The organism is uncultured Ruminococcus sp., from assembly GCF_947301925.1.
GTDB lineage: Bacteria > Bacillota > Clostridia > Oscillospirales > Ruminococcaceae > Ruminococcus.
The window spans coordinates 24,492-40,456 of the sequence record NZ_CAMYUE010000004.1; the positions used below are offsets into that span (position 1 = coordinate 24,492).

Here is a 15,965-nt window from a genome sequence, read left to right on the forward strand (position 1 = left end):
TTCTCTATATTTTATAAAAATATACCTGTGGTTTACTTGATTTTTCAGAAACCGTATGTTATAATACAGGTGAAGTCAGAACAGAAACGGTCGGGAACGACCGCTGTAATAAGAATTATTTTGAAAGGAGTTACCTGAAATGAACGTATTTGCTATGTCTTATCTGTATAGTGGAACATTACTGAGCCTCAGCCTCGAACCGGAAGAGACTCTTATTGTGCTGCGTACAGAACATAGTGCAAATGATACGGTCATTTAGGGACTTGATTTCAGTATAGATCCTTGAATATCCGGATATAGCACCGTCTGTATACAGCAGACGGTGTTTTTTTCATGCCCGCATGATGGAATTTTGGCATACATCCCTGCCTAAGAAGCAGGTTTTTGCGAGTTCGAATCTCGCTGCGGGTACCAGATGCTCTTGTAGCCCAACGGCAGAGGCAGCGGTCTCAGAAGCCGCCCAGTATGAGTTCAAATCTCATCGGGAGCACCAACTTTTTCAAGGATCATATACTGAAAGGAGTTGCTGAAAATGCCTATCATTGATGTGAAAGCAACAGGTAATAATATAAAGAATATCATAAAATCCAAAGGCTTCAAGATATCCGATGTGCAGGCACGGTGCGGCTTCAATACGCCTCAGGCTATATTCAAGTGGATGCGCGGGGACGCTGTCCCTACTATCGATAACCTGATAATACTGGCGGATATGTTTGATGTGCCGATAGATAAAATAATAATCGTCACCAGAATATGAGTGACGATATATGGGCAAGTATGCATAGCGGCGATTGCAGCGGTTTGCTAAACCGTGAGTAATCGGAATATTCCGATGTCTGAGTTCAAATCTCAGTGCGACCGCCATAAAAGCTTGAATTCAACATTCACTAAATGATCTCCCCCGAAGCGATCGGCAATTCGTTTCGAGGGGGATCATTTACGCAGTTGTCTGTTCACAAATTAACCTTGAAAAACTGTATTTTTTCAGTTATAATAATTGAAAAGAGAGGTGCTGAAGTTGAGCAACATAGTAATCCTTGTTGGAAGTGTGAGAAAAAACGGCAATACTGTGCGGCTGGCGCAGAGCTTTGCAGAAGGCGCTGCAAAGAACAATACCGTGGAGATAGTATCAGTTGCCGATTATAATGTGAATCCCTGCATAGGCTGCAACAGCTGTTTCACACGCGAAGGAAATCAATGCTTTCAGAATGATGACATGGTGCAGATATATGAAAAGCTGCGGAATGCGGACATTGTTGTAGTCGCTTCGCCTGTATATTTCTACGGTATCAGCGCACAACTGAAAGCTGTAGTGGACAGGCTTCACACGCCTATGAGAAACACGTTCCGCATAAAAAAACTCGGACTTCTTCTTGTGGGAGCGGCAGAGCTTGCGAATCTGTTTGAGCCCATAATCATGCAGTACCAAATGGTGCTGGATTTCTTCAAACTCGAAAGTATCGGCACAGTGCTTGTGCGCGGAGTCAAGGACATAGGCGACATCGAAGGCAGTCCTGCGCTGAGAGAAGCGTATGAGTTGGGGGATTCACTAATATAGAAAGAAGGCGGAAGTTTTGGAATACTCCGAAGTACAAAAAATAGCAAAAGATACGATAGAATACATAAAAAATGAGCTCCATGCAGGCATGAAGCTGACCGATGTGCGGCGTCTCTGCGAAGAAAAAATGCTCGCACTGGGAGCTGATTCTTTCTGGTACTGGGATGTGGGAGCTTTCGTATTCTCGGGAGTCGAGACAACGGTTTCAGTTTCTGGCAGAGAGTATGTGACCTCCGACAGACTTATAGCTGCGGACGACATCATAACGATCGACCTCAGTCCGCAATGCGGCAATATATGGGGAGACTATGCACGCACAATAATTCTCGAGAACGGCGGCGTTGTCGATGATATAAACAGTATCCGCAATTCCGAGTGGCGGAACGGTCTGCTTATGGAGGAGGAGCTTCACGCGGAACTGCTTCGATTTGCCACTCCGCAGACCACATTTGAGGAGCTGTATTTCCATATCAATCAGCTAATAACCGACCGAGGATTTATCAATCTTGACTTCCTCGGAAATATCGGTCATTCTATCGTGAAGGACAAGAATGACCGTATATATACCGAAAAAGGCAACACGGCTCTGCTCTCGTCAGTGGATTTTTTCACGTTTGAGCCGCATATCAGCGTCAAGGGCTCGAAATACGGCTACAAGAAAGAGAATATATACTACTTTGCTGACGGTGTGTTTAAAGAACTATAATTGATAATAAACAGGAGGTAACCATGCCATTTGATTTTAAGAAAGAATACAAGGAATATTATATGCCGAAAAACAAGCCGCAGATAATTGAAATACCGCCAATGAATTACATTGCTGTCCGCGGTAAAGGCGACCCGAACGATGAAAACGGTGAATACAAAAAGGCAATAGAGGTGCTTTATGCGGTGGCGTATACGTTGAAAATGAGCTACAAGACAGATCATAAGATCGACGGCTTTTTTGAGTATGTTGTGCCGCCGCTGGAGGGCTTCTGGAAGAGCGAAAACGATGGAGCTTTCGACTATGCAGACAAGTCGGAGCTGAAGTGGATATCCGTTATCAGGCTTCCCGATTTTGTCACGAAGAAGGACTTTCAGTGGGCGGTAGAAACCGCTTCAAAGAAGAAAAAGCTGGACTGCTCCACAGCTGAATTTCTTACTGTTAACGAAGGCTTGTGTGTGCAGATAATGCACAACGGTTCATACGATGACGAACCTGCGACCGTAGAAATAATGGACGAATTTATAGCTGAAAACGGATATCAGAACAATATCAGCAGTGAACGTCTGCACCACGAAATATATCTCTCTGACCCAAGAAAAGCTCCGCCCGAGAAGTGGAAAACGGTTATCCGTCACCCGATAAGGAAGTGTGAATAAAATGGAATTTGAATACTACAACCCAAGCGATGATAAAAGAAGCTGTGTCGTGCGGACTCTGACAAAGCTAACGGGTAGCCGAACAAAAAACACAGGTGATAAAAATGTCAGAAGTAAAAGAATATAAATGTCCGTCCTGCGGAGCTCCGATGTATTATGACATCAAACAGAAAACTTTGTCATGCAGATTCTGTCAGAATACATACGATCAGGATTATATTATCTCCCACTTCGATGAAGAAACTAACGGAAAGCTTTCCTGATTTTGACTGGGTAAAAAGGTCAAAAGCAGTATGGGAGCCATATGTAAGCGATAAGATCGAAGAATTTGAATGCCCCTCATGCGGCGGAAAGATAATAACCCGGTCTTCGACTGCAACGGCAAAATGTCCGTTTTGCAAAGCAGATGTTCCGGCTTGCAGCCGATCTGAAAAAGGAAACAGGCGCGGATATAAAGTTCATCAATCTTTCAGGCGGCGTAGGAGTAGCATACAGACCTGAACAGACGCCCAATGATATTATCGCCATCGGAGAAGGAGTCCGCAGGGTTTTTGAGGAAATACTTGTTCCTGCGGGACTGGGTGACGTTGCCATATTTACAGAAATGGGAAGATTTATGCTTGCGCCTTATGGAGCGCTTGTGACCCGTGTACTGCATAAAAAACACATATATAAAGAATATGTGGGCTGCGACGCCTGCGCTGCAAATCTGATGCGTCCCGCAATGTACGGAGCGTACCACCATATCACCGTACTCGGCAAAGAGGACGAACCGTGTACTTATATGTGCGATGTAACAGGAGGACTGTGCGAGAATAACGATAAATTTGCGATCGACCGTATGCTTCCGCCTGTGGATATCGGGGATCTGATATATATTCACGATACAGGAGCTCACGGTTTCTCAATGGGCTACAATTACAACGGCAAGCTGCGCTCTGCCGAGCATCTTCTCTGTGAGGACGGCAGTGTAAAAATGATACGCCGTGCGGAAACGCCTGCCGACTATTTTGCAACATTCGATTTCTGCAATATCCTTGATAAGTATATTAAGCAGTAATAATAATATCGTCTTTTTTTCAATAAGAAACTGCTATTAGAACAACACGCCGCAGGAATTGTTCTGCGGCGTGATTTTGTGTATTGTTGTACTTTTTGATTACAGGTGGAAGTATGCTGTATAATGTACATCAGCGCAGCATACCCAGAGCGTGCTTGGCAGCTATCATTCCGAACGTGTAGCAGCGCCCGAGCGAAAGTCCTGTCTGGTGGAAGGGATAGTCTGCTCCGCCGTAGAATGGTCCGCCCAGATTTCCTGCGCAGTAAAGTCCCTCGATGGGCTTGCCGTCGGAGTCAAGAGCCTGAGCGTTTTCATTGGTGATGACTCCCGAGACCTCAGCCGATACGCGGATGTGCTTTCTTGCTCCCCAGAACGGAGCCTTTTCTATCTTGTGCATATACTTCGCAGGCTTGCCGAAGTCCGTATCGCAGCCCTTTTCGCAGAGCTCGTTGTAGCGGTCAATGGAGGCCTTCATCTTGTCGTAGGGGATGCCCAGTTCCTTTGCAAGTTCCTCAAGAGTATCGCACCTGTGGAGGTCGATGAGGTTCTTGAAAACGCCCTGCGGCTCCTCGACAGCTCCGGGTATGAACTTCTCCATGACGAATGGCGGAACACAGCCGTCCACAAAGCTGTCCCTGTCCCACTCGGTATAGCTGTTGTCGTATATCGCGCAGTACCAGCCCTTTGAGCCGTCCTTGTGGTCGGCGTCCAGCATGGAGCCCTTGAATTTTGGCTGATATTTCAGCAGGTTGCCCATGTACACAAAGCCCGTGTACTCGTTGGTGAAGCGTTCCCCGTCCATATTCAGATAGAGGAAGGGCTCCTCGAACATGAGAGCGGAGTCGAAGTCGTGCATCATCTTGGTGTGACCGAGGTTTTCCATTTTTGCGCCTGCGCTTATGGCGAGGATATGACCGTCGCCCGTCTTGCCGAACTGCTTCTTGTCAAACTCCGCGATATCGGGACACCAGCGCTTTACCATAGCGGCGTTGTTGGTGTAGTCTCCCGTAGCGAGAATGACAGCCTTTGAAGCGTTGAACTGTATATACTTGCCGTTCTTGTCCCTGGCGATAACCCCCGTGACGCGCTTGCCGTCCATGACCGGCTTTACCGCGGGAGTTGAGAAATAAGCGTGCAGGTTATCGTGCTTTTCCATGATGTTATTGAGGGCATTGTGGAGGGCGTTTCCCACGTTGAGAGGCTTTGGACCTATCCACGGAGCCCAGAAATAGCAGTGGTCGTCGCCGTAATCGTAGCTGTTCATGCGGTCCTTCCATACGCCTGTGAAGTCGCCGCTGGTGCTTCTGAACGCGCAGAGCTTGTCGCCGTCGTTGAGGAGCTTTGCGCTCTCGGCGTTGTTGTCCACCTTGCTTCCGTCGCCGTACTCGGTCTCCTTTGTGAGTCCTGCGCGGTTGAGGAACCACATCATAGCCTCCTCGGAATGATCGGCGTATGCGCGGAGCTGTTTTGTATCGGCTCTCCAGTCGCAGAGACTGTTGGTGTGGTGTATCCACTTGGCAATACCTGCCTCTGTGGAGCGGGACTTTATTATTGCAGAGCCGCAGTTGCCCTGAGAGATCACTGTTGATTCCTTTTGCAGGAGAGCAGTTTTTGCTCCCAGCTCAGCCGCCCAGCCTGCCGCAGGGACTCCCGAAGCTCCTGCGCCTACGACTACTATTTCATAATCCTCTGTGCGGTCGGGGACTATATTCCCGAGCTCGCAGACGGAATCGCTGACCTCTGCCGCTGTTATTCCGTCCGGCACTGTGCTTATTGCTTTATCCATGATGTATCATTCCTTCCGTTAAAAATAACTGTCTGCTTCAATTATATCACTTCTGCAAGAAAAGTCAATTCATTTATGCAAAAGTATTGAAACGGATCCTGCGTGAAAAGAGCTGGCTTTTTTCAGAGACTGCGGCATAATAAAGGCTTGTTATTTAAGCGGCAGCGTAAACATAAACGTCGTACCCTTGCCTGGTTCACTTTCTGCCCATATCTTTCCGCCGTGGGACTCGATTATGAATTTGCATATGAACAATCCCAGTCCCGTGCCTGTTTCGGAGTGCTTACCCTTGTAGTATCGCTCCCAGATATGAGGCATATCCTCTTCCGAGATACCGCTTCCCGTATCTTTTACGGTGACTTTGACGAAATCCTTGCCATCTTCCTCCGCCTTGACGAGTATCGTACCGTTTTTAGTATGCTTCAGGGCGTTGGAGATAAGGTTAACGAACACTCTCTGCAATCTTGAACTGTCAGCTTCGACCTTTGGCAGTTCAAGCGGTATACGGAGGGCAAGGCGGTTGTTGTTCTTGTTGAGGACGGCAAAATAGGTTTCAACGGTCTCGCGCACAAGGCTTTCAATATCGCAGGGAGCAAGTTCAAGGACCATGCGTCCTTCTTCAATTCGTGTTGCGTCAAGAATCTGTGTGACCATGAGGGCCATACGATTGGATTCGGAACTGATACGCTTGAGTTTCTCCTGTATAAGAGCTGTATCGCCGTCGTTCATCAGCTCGATTTCCGCATTCTGAGCATAACCCGACATTGCTGCAAGAGGCGTTTTCAATTCGTGGGAAGCATCGGAGAGGAAAGCGGTCTTCATTTTGTTTACCTTTACGAGCATATCATGCTCGGAAACGACAGGATCCGCAAGCTTCTTTGAAAGAATAAGGGAAATGAGGGTAAACAGCAGAAGCACTCCGCCTATGGAAGCGAGCATAATATAGACGTATTTTCTGAACATAGAATCCAGTTTTCTGTTGAGTGAGTCCGACTCCGTTTTTACAACTTCGTTCACCGGTGCTATGAGCCAGTTATTTGTATTATTCACGATAATACCGTAACACAGGTCATATTCCGAGTAGTTTATGAGGTTGTCCCATGCTATTATCTGACCTTTTCCTGCTTTCAGGTAATCTCCGCCCATGGTTTGGCGGCGGTTATAGACATAATCTCTGAAAGTCGGGTAATATCCGTAGAATTTCGGTTCTTTCCGCACTGTCTGATCGAGATTTTCAAACAGTTCTTCTGCAAGCTGATCGCAGCTTTCGTCAGATTCCAGATCTATGCCATGTATACCGTCTTTTGTAAGTATAAAGAAGATACCGCTCGAATGACACGTATCCCTTAAATATGGCTGCGCACATGGCGCCACATATGTGATAAGTTCTTCCTGATCGCGGAAATGCTCATCATACGCATATATTTCAGTACCTATATTTCTGCCGAACAGAGACATTGTCCCCTGTGCTGCGGAGAGATTCATCTGATAATATGCTTCAGAAACAGTATTGACCGTTTTATCGGCAAGCTCTGCGGAGTGCTTATCGACGCTGTCCAATGCCTGATGGTACATAACATTGAAAATAGCGGTACATATGCCGATAACAGCAAGAAGACTGGTAATAAACGCGATAAGAAGCCGCCTTTTGAGCAAGCGGCTCTTGGAACAGTTTTTTTTCATATTTATTTGCTCCTTAAAAGGATCTGTAATTTTTGTTACGGACATTATAACACATTTTTACGGTAAAGTATATAGTATAGGATTACAATTTTGTAATTTTACAGCATTTCATTCCTGAATGGTGTATAATAGCATTACAGACACGACAAACAGTCCTGAAAAAACATTAAAGGAGAATTATTATGAAAAAAATAGTTTACGGTCTTGCAATACTTACAATGATATCTGCAATGGTATCATGCGGAAAAACAGACGGAAATACCGAAAGTGCAACGACAGTTACAACAACATCTTCTGTCGCAGCAACAACCACAGCAGCAAATGAAAAATCAGAATCAACAACCGCCGCTTCGGCATCGGACAAAACACAGGAGAAAGCTCCGGATAATGCTCAGGATCCTGCAAAAGAAGAAAAAAATGAAGCTCTCGTTTTAGAGGATAGAGACCGTTTGTTTAGCGGTTACGTTGCTACCGATTCGGGCGACCTGAACCTGAGAGCAGAACCTTTTCCGACAGCAGATGTTTTAGCTTCTATACCCAAGGATACCAAAATAGAGGTTTATTCATGCGGAAAGGCAGGCTGGTACTGTACAAGCTACAACGGAAAAGCAGGTTATGTAAGCGCAGATTATGTCAAGGAGATCGCTCAGGAGAATAATCAGACTTTTGTTACTGATATCAGCGAGCTCGTTGGTCAGTGGAAATACCAGACAGCTCCGGAAGGCATGAATATTACGGCAGGAGTCATCGACAACGGGATCATTGAGGTGAACTCAGACGGTACATACGTCTATACCGACCTTGACGGCAAGACCCATTCCGGTACGGTAAAGGTAGATTATGATACATTCGCCGGAGATTACAGTGTTCCGCTCTTTGCATTCTATGAGGGCGATAAGTTCTTTATCGGCTGTTACTGCAATGATACTCATTCCGACGTATATATGACAGGCAACGGCGGTGTATCACAGATAGCACGAATCAAATAACAGCTGCATAGCAGCCTCCATTATTTCGGGAACGGTCTTGGCCGTTCCTTTTTTTATTAAATCCGATTACAAATTTGTAATTCTGAGCACAGAGAGAAAAATATATGCTATCATATAATCACAGAAAGGCACACAGCCGAATTAAACCTAATATTTATAAAACGGAGGTAATATTTATGAAAAAAATGATTTCCTGTATCGCTTCACTGGCACTATTAGCATCATTCCCGGCAGCTACAGCATTTGCAGCAGACATTGAACCGGCATCAGAGCCTATTGCAGCTGTATCAACTGATGACAAAACAGATATAAGCAATATCGTCGGTCATTGGAAATATCAGATAGCTGAAGAAGGAAAGAACGTAACAGAAAGTGTAATTGACAGCGGCTTTATTGACGTAAAAGATGACGGAACATTCGTCTATACGGATCTTGAGGGCAATGCTCAGACGGGTACGGTAAAAGTAGAGTATGACACATTCGGCGGCACTGACAATGTACCATTTTTTGCTTTCTACGGTGATAATGAGTTCTATATAGGCTGCTACTGCCACCAGAATGACAGCGATGTTTATATCACAGGCAACGGCGGTATGTCTCAGCTTGTACGCGATATACAGAGCAGTGATGACACAGAGATAAATGAAATTCCCGAGATCGCAGATGAAAAAAATGCTGACAAAAAAGAAACAGCAGCTTCAAGAATGGACGACTTCAATACCATTATGGCTATTATGAACGCAAGCCCGATGTATACTGTGGTTGACGCTGTTGTAGACGATCATGTACTTGTAACAGACGGCAGATTTACAACGATCTCCGATTTCAAAAGCTTTATCGCTGATACTGTTACAGGTGATCTCAGAGACGGACTTATCAGTGAGTGTGATGAATGCTTCACTGAATATGACGGCGCGCTCTATGTAAAAACAGTTGGCCGTTCATTCTTCAGATTTGAAACGGAATCCGGAATAGCTGTTATTGATCCTGCTATGGACGGTTTCACTGCAATAACAATTGGCGGAAATCAGCTTTTCGGCAACGGTAAGGCAGAATTCAGATTTGATGACGGCAAATGGAAGATAAGCAGCTATGAATATGGCGAATGGCGTGACATCATGGCAGTTGAAAGCTATGATTTCTCAGATCTTGCGGGAATCTGGTATGAAGATACCGAAGGAAGCTGCAACGTTCTCAATATCAGAAAAGACGGCAGATTCACATTTTCCTACGACGGCAACACTGATTTTGGCGAGTTAAAGGCTATGTACTGGCTGAATGAGAATGATGAAAAAACAATAGGGATCGAGCTTGTTAAAAACATGGAAATGTCTTTCCATGCAGGCTTTGAAGCTCCTGATGAGAATTCCTGCAATGACATTTATTTAGATCAGGAAGGCTGCGTGACGCATTATGTCCGCCAGGGAGAAACGAGCAAGTATACTATTGAACAGCTTGCAGACATGGCTGAAAAGGATTATGAAGAAAAGACAGGTATCAGACCTGTGAATGCACTGCCGATGATAAATGCAGATGATTCGGTAACTATAGCGGTTTACGATGAAAACGAACAGCCTCTCGATGCATACATTCTTGATCCAAATACAGGTACAGGCGAGCTGCATTCAGACAAGAGCGCAGTAAATCTCCCGCAGACAGGAAATAACTCAATGGCAATGGCAGGAACTGCTGCCGCAGCAATGGCTCTTACTGTTGCAGGTGCGTTTGCTCTGGCAAAATCAGGAATGCTCCGCAAAAAAGAGGATGAAGCGTAAAAAGATACCTGACTGTAACTGATACTCCTTAAACCGAAGTTTAACTCATATACAATGAAAAACCGCTTAGGACAGGCTCCCGGGCGGTTTTTCTTATATGCGTTTATAGTTAAGCAAAAAGAGGCGGTGAGTTGAGCAGCATACTTATGCTTTTACCATGTGGGGAACACAGAAATCTGTCATTTCGTCCATAGTTCCCTTGAAGGCGAATTCTCCGTTATCATAGCAGTATTTGCAGTAGTCCCTGCTCTTTGGACCGTCCTTTTCTGTTCCGTATAACTCCTCAGCCGTTCGTTATAGCTTGATGCTGTGCAGTACACCAGCCTGTCAGGTTTGATTTAATTAAAAAAAATAATACTTGACAATGAAATTACGATGTGGTATAATTTAAACTTGATGCGGCCTGTTATACAGAATACGAAATGTAATAATTTTAAACATCACAATATGCACCATATAAGGCAGGTGTAAAAGAAAGAGGATGGAAAAAATGAAAAACAAGCGTATTTTTATTACAGGTGCTACAGGCTTTGTAGGAGCGCACATTACAAAGCACCTTGTCGAGCAGGGAGCAAATGTCACGGTATTGATCGAAAGATGTGACAATACCAGCTATTTCAGCATTTGCGGTCTCGACAAAAAGGTAAACATCTACTACGGAGATGTCAGCAACGGAGCTCTTATCGAGCAGATCATCGTTGAGCAGAAGATCGAGGTTATATTCCACCTTGCAGCAGTTGCTCTCCAGGATCTTGCCTACAAGATGCCCAGGGTCACATTCAAGGTAAACATCGTAGGTACATACAACATACTGGACGCTGCCAGACTTCACATGGATACGGTGGAGAGCGTTCTTGTAGCGTCAAGCGACAAGGTATACGGCGACAGCGATGTACTTCCCTACAATGAGAGTATGCTGCTTCAGGGCAGCAATCCCTATGACGTATCGAAGGTCTGTCAGGATATGCTGGCAAGAAGCTTCTACCACAGCTACGGACTTCCCGTTGTAGTGGGAAGATTCGGCAACATCTACGGCCCCGGAGACAACAACTTCAACAGACTTGTCCCCGGAACCATTGAGAAGCTGGAAAACGGCGAATCTCCCGTAATAAGACACCCTGCAAACGGCGTATTCAAAAGGGACTTCCTTTACATCAATGATATCGTAAATGCGTATATGTATATGCTGAAAAACATCAAAAAGAAAGATGTTATAGGAAACGCATTCAATTTCGGTACAGGAATCGCAACTGATATAGAAACAGTTGTAAACAAGATAAAGGCCATAATGAAGTGCGAGGATATACCGTCTATCGTACAGCAGAGCGACGTTTCCGAGATACTTATCCAGCAGCTTGACGCAAACAAGGCATATGAGCGTCTCGGCTGGAAGGCCGAATACTCTCTGGACATGGGTCTTGCAGAAACAGTAGACTGGTACAGGAATGTATATTTCAAGATGAACTGAAACAGGCGTATACGCTGATAATAACCGAACGCGGTCCGTGAAAACAGACCGCGTTTTTATTATTTCTTTGTGATGACTGCAACAGCGCAGGGCATACGTCCCTCAACTATACGGTATTCCACGTTTTTGTATCCCATATCCGCAAAGAACCTCTTATACGACTTCATATCGAACTGCCGCCTGAAGTCTGCGCCAATCAGCGCCAAAGCCTTCACCGCCAGCTTTCCCGTGCCTTTCGACATATTTATGTAGGTGGGTATAATGATCTTTCCGCCGGGTTTTACCACACGCTCAAGCTCCTGCAAGGCCTTTTGCGGCTCGGGGAGCAGGTGTATTACGTTGCCTGCCACCGCCTTGTCGAAGCTGCCGTCCCTGTATTTCAGGTCGGTGATATCTGCTGTGCAGAACCTTACATTTGAGTATCGGCGGCATTTTTTTGCTGCCTGCTTCAGCATTCCCGCGGAATAGTCCGTTGCAGTGAGCCTGCTGCACTTTTCTGCGATATATGTGCTGATAGCTCCTGTACCGCAGGCGCACTCCAGCACCTTATCCGAGGGAGCGATCATCTGAGCGACTGCTGCTCCCGTTCCCGTAAAGACCTTTCTGTTGTAGGCAGTCTCAAACAGGTCGTATACAGGGGACACCCTGTCCCAGAACGACTTCTTTCCCATAAAATACCTCCTTGCAGTTAAATGAACATATGAACATCTATTCATATGTTATCATATAATTCCGTATTTGTCAAGAGCTTTTTTATTTTTTTGCCGTTGTTAATGATTTTTGCTTGAAAGCCTCCGATTTTTCGGTTATAATAAGGAAAAGATGAACTTCGGAGGTGCAGTCATGAGAATTTCAGGATGTATACGCAAAACGATATCAGCAGTAATATCCTTCACCCTTTGTCTGTCCGCGCTGACAGTTACGGCGTCTGCCGCGGACGAAACGGAGCTTCCCAAGGGCTGGCTCCTGTGGCACAGCTACACCGAATATTCCGCCCTTGACAGTCAGCTTTACCTCCGCAGTCCCGACGGCAGTGTGGAGACCATCAGCGGAGACTTCAACCACGCCATGAACGGCAGCTTCGGCACCTCCCCCGATCAGATAATCTTCATGGCAATGGATAAATATACCGATGAGTGGGATATCTACATAAGAGAGAACGGCGTGATAACGAACCTCACTGCACACAGCGAATGCCGCAATGAGGATCCGAAGCTCTCTCCCGACGGCAGGTACCTCGCTTACAAGCGCGGCTTCTGGAACTATAGTATGAACGATTTTATGTACGATCTTGTGATCCGTGATCTTGAAACGGGAGAGGAAAACCTGCTGACCATGACCGCTGACGAGGAAGCCATGCCCTGCTTTTCGGCTGACGGCAAAAGAATATACTATGCGAACTTCGAGAAAGGTATAGGCTCGATATTCTGTTTTGACCTTGAGGCGAATGAGATCTACATTATTTACAGAGGCTACACCATATCCGCATATTATCCCGTTGTCAGCGGCGACAGACTGTACTACACCAGGTGGTATTCCGAAGAAAACCGCAGCGACAAGATAATATGCCATGACAGCCGCGGCGATAATCCTTTGCCGTTCAATTCACCTGACTACGACTGCTCCGACGCCTGTCCCGTTGACGGGGATAAGCTGGTGTTCAGCAGCACCATGAACGGCGATTACGACCTGTACTATTACGACGGTAGGAACGTGTCCCCTCTTTCGGAGCTGAACTCCGACAAAAACGAGCTGGGCGCCTGCTTCTACTCCTATGACAGATATCTTGAAAACAGCATGACAAAGGGCGATATAAACGGCGACGGAGAGCTCAATGTTGCAGACCTTGTGCTCATGCAGAAATGGCTCCTTGCGGTACCCGATACGGAGCTGAAACGCCCCGACGGCGCCGACCTTGACAGCGACGGCATCATCGACGCATTCGACCTTGTAAGGCTCAGAAGGGAGCTTCTTCGCTGTTCAGGGGAAGGCAGTACATGAAAATAACAGGAGGGAATCAATGAAAAGAGAGCTTGGTATAGCAAGATGCGGACTTGCCTGCTGCCTTTGCAGCGAAAACGACCACTGTACAGGGTGCAATTCGGGAGAATGTCCCGACAAAGCCTGGTGCGGGAACAGAAGGTGCTCCATAGAGAAGAACATTCCGCGCTGTGCCGACTGTGAGGAGGAATGCAGAAAGGGTCTGCTTTCAAAGATAAAGCCCTACGGCTTCACTCAGTTCATCAGGAGATACGGCATTGAGGAGCTTCTTGACTGCCTTGAGCGCAACGAAAAGGCAGGGATAGTCTATCACCGCGAGGGTATAGTGGGAGATTACGACGGATTTGATGATGCGGAAAAGCTGATAGACTTCATCAGAAACGGCAGATAATCCTGTCTCACTCTACGGAGCGTAGATTGACTTTTCCGCAGCTGTAGGCTACAATGGAGATACAGACGGAGAGAGCTCCGCAGACTGAGAGGTGTAAATATGAATCAGATAAAAACGGGAGAGCTGATAAGACAGCTTAGAACAGCCTCGGGACTTACCCAGAGGGAGCTGGCGGAGAGGCTCAGCGTCAGCGACAAGGCAGTATCAAAATGGGAGTGCGGCAACGGCAGTCCCGATATATCACTTCTTTCGGAGCTTGCGGAGGTATTCGGCACAGATGTACAGACACTGCTTGCAGGCGAGCTGAACAGGAACGAAAAGGAGAAGGGCGATATGAAAAGACTGAATTTCTATGTGTGCAAAGAATGCGGCAACATTATTACAGCCACAGGCGAGGCTTCAGTGACCTGCTGCGGAAGCAGACTGCTGCCGCTTGAGCCGAAAAAGGCAGCGGAAGCTGATATGCTGAAGGTGGAGGACATGGGCGGCGAGCTGTTCGTGACCGCCGGTCATGAGATGAAAAAGGAGCATTATATATCCTTTGCAGCCTATGTATCGGACAGCTCCGCAATGGTATTCAGACAGTATCCCGAGTGGGATATGCAGGTAAGGCTGCCGCTGTACCGTTCGGGAAGGCTGGTGTGGTACTGTACGAAGCACGGTCTGTTTTATCAGGATCTCCGCCCACACAGGAAATAACGAAAAAAGCCTGAGATCAGCATTGTACCGATCTCAGGCTTTTGTTTTTTATTCAGCCCTGAGCATTTCCCTTACGGTCATAAGGGCGAAGCCAAGGATATTCTGCCCCTTCCACCTGTCGGCAAGGAGCCTGTCATCGTCGTCGGTATCGAGGCCGCAGGCCCAGATACAGTCGTTGGAGGTACATTCCGCCAGCCAGGCGTCGCCTGTGCCGAGGAGGAGCTTTTTCAGTTCGCTGTTCTGGGAGAACTTGGCGTAGAGTCCTTTTATAGCCACGGTCTGCCTGATACCTGCCCAGACCTTATCCACATAACCTGCCGCTTCCCTGCCGAGAGCCTTCTGCACCTTCGGCGAGTCAGAGGCCAGTATTTTTTCCGCAGTTGCCGTATCGCCGAAGGTCATGCACTTGCAGTACATTATGTACTGCTCTGCGGTATTGAATTTTATCCCGTCGACCACAAATTCCGAGGGTGCCCAGTTGCTGAAGCCGCCGTAGGGATCGTCAACTCTGTAGAAGAACACCGCGTCTCTTTCTACGGAGCCCATACGCAGCCTGCTGAAGCCGTCTGTGGTCTCCCCGGACTTCGCAGGAGCCATTTCGTCCAGTATCCTGTTGCCCATATCGAACTGCTCGTCCGATAGCACAGCAAAGACGATATCCATGCTGCTGTTTTCATTGCTGAGGAAGTCGCGGCAGGCTGTGAGAGCCGTCCGCCATGCGTCCTCGCTGGGATAGCCGTATATGCCTGCCGATACAAGTGGGAATGCTATGGAACGGCAGCCCTTTTCCGAAGCGGCAGTGAGAGAACTGTAGTAGGTGCTGTACAGCAGCTTTTCCTCGTCCTGATCGCCGCCGCGCCATATAGGACCTACGGCGTGTACGATGTATTCAGCCTTCATGGAGAAGGCGGGAGTGACCACAGCCGCGCCCGTATTGCAGAAGCCTATCTCCTCGCAGGCCGCCTTCAGTTCCGAATAGCCTGCCGCCGAGAATATGGCGCCGCAGACGCCGCCTCCCGCGGAGAGGTGGTTGTTTGCAGCGTTAACGATAGCGTCTGTTTCAAGCAGTGTTATATCTGATCTTACCACAGAGATACTTCCCATTTCAATTCCTCCGTCTGTTATTTCTTTTTCTTTTTGATTCTGTTTCGGATCGTGTTTGTGAATGATATATCAATTATATCACCTTT

The 15,965-nt window shown here is 46.9% G+C and carries 15 protein-coding genes, 2 tRNA genes and 2 pseudogenes; 14 read left to right on the forward strand and 5 right to left on the reverse strand.

The window, feature by feature from the left end; translation table 11 throughout:
* Positions 1–335 precede the first annotated feature (335 nt).
* From Q0Y65_RS06890 to Q0Y65_RS06925, 8 genes and pseudogenes are all read left to right on the forward strand, one after another.
* Positions 336–414, forward strand: a tRNA-Leu gene (locus Q0Y65_RS06890).
* Positions 415–417: 3 nt separating this feature from the next.
* A tRNA-Leu gene (locus tag Q0Y65_RS06895) sits at positions 418–493 on the forward strand.
* A gap of 39 nt (positions 494–532) precedes the next feature.
* Complete coding sequence (locus Q0Y65_RS06900; protein ID WP_031563275.1) at positions 533–757, forward strand: helix-turn-helix domain-containing protein; 225 nt, start codon at positions 533–535, stop codon at positions 755–757.
* 261 nt (positions 758–1,018) lie between these two features.
* Positions 1,019–1,558 (forward strand): flavodoxin family protein, encoded by a 540-nt coding sequence (locus Q0Y65_RS06905; RefSeq protein WP_297958453.1) that lies wholly within the window; start codon positions 1,019–1,021, stop codon positions 1,556–1,558.
* 16 nt (positions 1,559–1,574) lie between these two features.
* Positions 1,575–2,264: a M24 family metallopeptidase gene (locus Q0Y65_RS06910; RefSeq protein ID WP_297958454.1), complete on the forward strand. Its 690-nt coding sequence runs from the start codon at positions 1,575–1,577 to the stop codon at positions 2,262–2,264.
* A 23-nt stretch (positions 2,265–2,287) separates the two neighbouring features.
* Positions 2,288–2,923, forward strand: a complete 636-nt coding sequence (locus Q0Y65_RS06915) for a GyrI-like domain-containing protein (RefSeq protein WP_297958455.1) — start codon at positions 2,288–2,290, stop codon at positions 2,921–2,923.
* A gap of 104 nt (positions 2,924–3,027) precedes the next feature.
* Positions 3,028–3,186, forward strand: a complete 159-nt coding sequence (locus Q0Y65_RS06920) for a hypothetical protein (RefSeq protein WP_297958456.1) — start codon at positions 3,028–3,030, stop codon at positions 3,184–3,186.
* Positions 3,187–3,320: 134 nt separating this feature from the next.
* Positions 3,321–3,983: pseudogene (locus tag Q0Y65_RS06925) on the forward strand (diaminopimelate decarboxylase); the annotation flags it as partial.
* Between the two features lie 130 nt (positions 3,984–4,113).
* Here the strand turns inward: Q0Y65_RS06925 and Q0Y65_RS06930 are convergent.
* Complete coding sequence (locus Q0Y65_RS06930) at positions 4,114–5,769, reverse strand: FAD-binding protein (protein WP_297958457.1); 1,656 nt, start codon at positions 5,767–5,769, stop codon at positions 4,114–4,116.
* A 150-nt stretch (positions 5,770–5,919) separates the two neighbouring features.
* Positions 5,920–7,452, reverse strand: coding sequence for a cell wall metabolism sensor histidine kinase WalK (locus Q0Y65_RS06935; protein WP_297958458.1), 1,533 nt, complete (start codon positions 7,450–7,452; stop codon positions 5,920–5,922).
* Positions 7,453–7,634: 182 nt separating this feature from the next.
* Here Q0Y65_RS06935 and Q0Y65_RS06940 point away from each other — a divergent pair, with 182 nt between their 5' ends.
* Positions 7,635–8,441, forward strand: coding sequence for an SH3 domain-containing protein (locus Q0Y65_RS06940; protein ID WP_297958459.1), 807 nt, complete (start codon positions 7,635–7,637; stop codon positions 8,439–8,441).
* Positions 8,442–8,617: 176 nt separating this feature from the next.
* Positions 8,618–10,216, forward strand: coding sequence for a hypothetical protein (locus Q0Y65_RS06945; RefSeq protein WP_297958460.1), 1,599 nt, complete (start codon positions 8,618–8,620; stop codon positions 10,214–10,216).
* Between the two features lie 144 nt (positions 10,217–10,360).
* Here Q0Y65_RS06945 and Q0Y65_RS06950 read toward each other — a convergent pair.
* Positions 10,361–10,489 (reverse strand): annotated as a pseudogene (locus Q0Y65_RS06950) (zinc ribbon domain-containing protein); the annotation flags it as partial.
* A 217-nt stretch (positions 10,490–10,706) separates the two neighbouring features.
* On the opposite strand from Q0Y65_RS06950, the gene Q0Y65_RS06955 reads away from it, so the two are divergent.
* On the forward strand, positions 10,707–11,684 hold the full coding sequence (locus tag Q0Y65_RS06955; RefSeq protein WP_297958461.1) for a GDP-mannose 4,6-dehydratase: 978 nt from the start codon (positions 10,707–10,709) through the stop codon (positions 11,682–11,684).
* Positions 11,685–11,743: 59 nt separating this feature from the next.
* On the opposite strand, the gene Q0Y65_RS06960 is transcribed toward Q0Y65_RS06955, so the two are convergent.
* Positions 11,744–12,355: a class I SAM-dependent methyltransferase gene (locus tag Q0Y65_RS06960; protein ID WP_297958462.1), complete on the reverse strand. Its 612-nt coding sequence runs from the start codon at positions 12,353–12,355 to the stop codon at positions 11,744–11,746.
* Positions 12,356–12,527: 172 nt separating this feature from the next.
* Between Q0Y65_RS06960 and Q0Y65_RS06965 the strand changes: the two genes are divergently transcribed.
* The 3 genes from Q0Y65_RS06965 to Q0Y65_RS06975 all read left to right on the forward strand — a co-directional run bounded on the left by Q0Y65_RS06965 (position 12,528) and on the right by Q0Y65_RS06975 (position 14,775).
* On the forward strand, positions 12,528–13,685 hold the full coding sequence (locus Q0Y65_RS06965; RefSeq protein WP_297958463.1) for a dockerin type I domain-containing protein: 1,158 nt from the start codon (positions 12,528–12,530) through the stop codon (positions 13,683–13,685).
* Positions 13,686–13,704: 19 nt separating this feature from the next.
* Positions 13,705–14,076 (forward strand): DUF3795 domain-containing protein, encoded by a 372-nt coding sequence (locus Q0Y65_RS06970; RefSeq protein ID WP_297958464.1) that lies wholly within the window; start codon positions 13,705–13,707, stop codon positions 14,074–14,076.
* Positions 14,077–14,175: 99 nt separating this feature from the next.
* Positions 14,176–14,775: a helix-turn-helix domain-containing protein gene (locus Q0Y65_RS06975; protein ID WP_297958465.1), complete on the forward strand. Its 600-nt coding sequence runs from the start codon at positions 14,176–14,178 to the stop codon at positions 14,773–14,775.
* Between the two features lie 48 nt (positions 14,776–14,823).
* On the opposite strand, the gene Q0Y65_RS15765 is transcribed toward Q0Y65_RS06975, so the two are convergent.
* Positions 14,824–15,879, reverse strand: a complete 1,056-nt coding sequence (locus Q0Y65_RS15765; RefSeq protein WP_363293528.1) for an NADAR domain-containing protein — start codon at positions 15,877–15,879, stop codon at positions 14,824–14,826.
* Positions 15,880–15,965 lie beyond the last annotated feature (86 nt).

Coding starts and splice junctions, on each gene's coding strand:
- Q0Y65_RS06900 (WP_031563275.1), top strand. CDS start 533: ATGCCTATCATTGATGTGAAAGCAACAGGTAATAATATAAAGAATATC.
- Q0Y65_RS06915 (WP_297958455.1), top strand. CDS start 2,288: ATGCCATTTGATTTTAAGAAAGAATACAAGGAATATTATATGCCGAAA.
- Q0Y65_RS06920 (WP_297958456.1), top strand. CDS start 3,028: ATGTCAGAAGTAAAAGAATATAAATGTCCGTCCTGCGGAGCTCCGATG.
- Q0Y65_RS06930 (WP_297958457.1), bottom strand. CDS start 5,769: ATGGATAAAGCAATAAGCACAGTGCCGGACGGAATAACAGCGGCAGAG.
- Q0Y65_RS06935 (WP_297958458.1), bottom strand. CDS start 7,452: ATGAAAAAAAACTGTTCCAAGAGCCGCTTGCTCAAAAGGCGGCTTCTT.
- Q0Y65_RS06940 (WP_297958459.1), top strand. CDS start 7,635: ATGAAAAAAATAGTTTACGGTCTTGCAATACTTACAATGATATCTGCA.
- Q0Y65_RS06945 (WP_297958460.1), top strand. CDS start 8,618: ATGAAAAAAATGATTTCCTGTATCGCTTCACTGGCACTATTAGCATCA.
- Q0Y65_RS06955 (WP_297958461.1), top strand. CDS start 10,707: ATGAAAAACAAGCGTATTTTTATTACAGGTGCTACAGGCTTTGTAGGA.
- Q0Y65_RS06960 (WP_297958462.1), bottom strand. CDS start 12,355: ATGGGAAAGAAGTCGTTCTGGGACAGGGTGTCCCCTGTATACGACCTG.
- Q0Y65_RS06965 (WP_297958463.1), top strand. CDS start 12,528: ATGAGAATTTCAGGATGTATACGCAAAACGATATCAGCAGTAATATCC.
- Q0Y65_RS06970 (WP_297958464.1), top strand. CDS start 13,705: ATGAAAAGAGAGCTTGGTATAGCAAGATGCGGACTTGCCTGCTGCCTT.
- Q0Y65_RS06975 (WP_297958465.1), top strand. CDS start 14,176: ATGAATCAGATAAAAACGGGAGAGCTGATAAGACAGCTTAGAACAGCC.
- Q0Y65_RS15765 (WP_363293528.1), bottom strand. CDS start 15,879: ATGGGAAGTATCTCTGTGGTAAGATCAGATATAACACTGCTTGAAACA.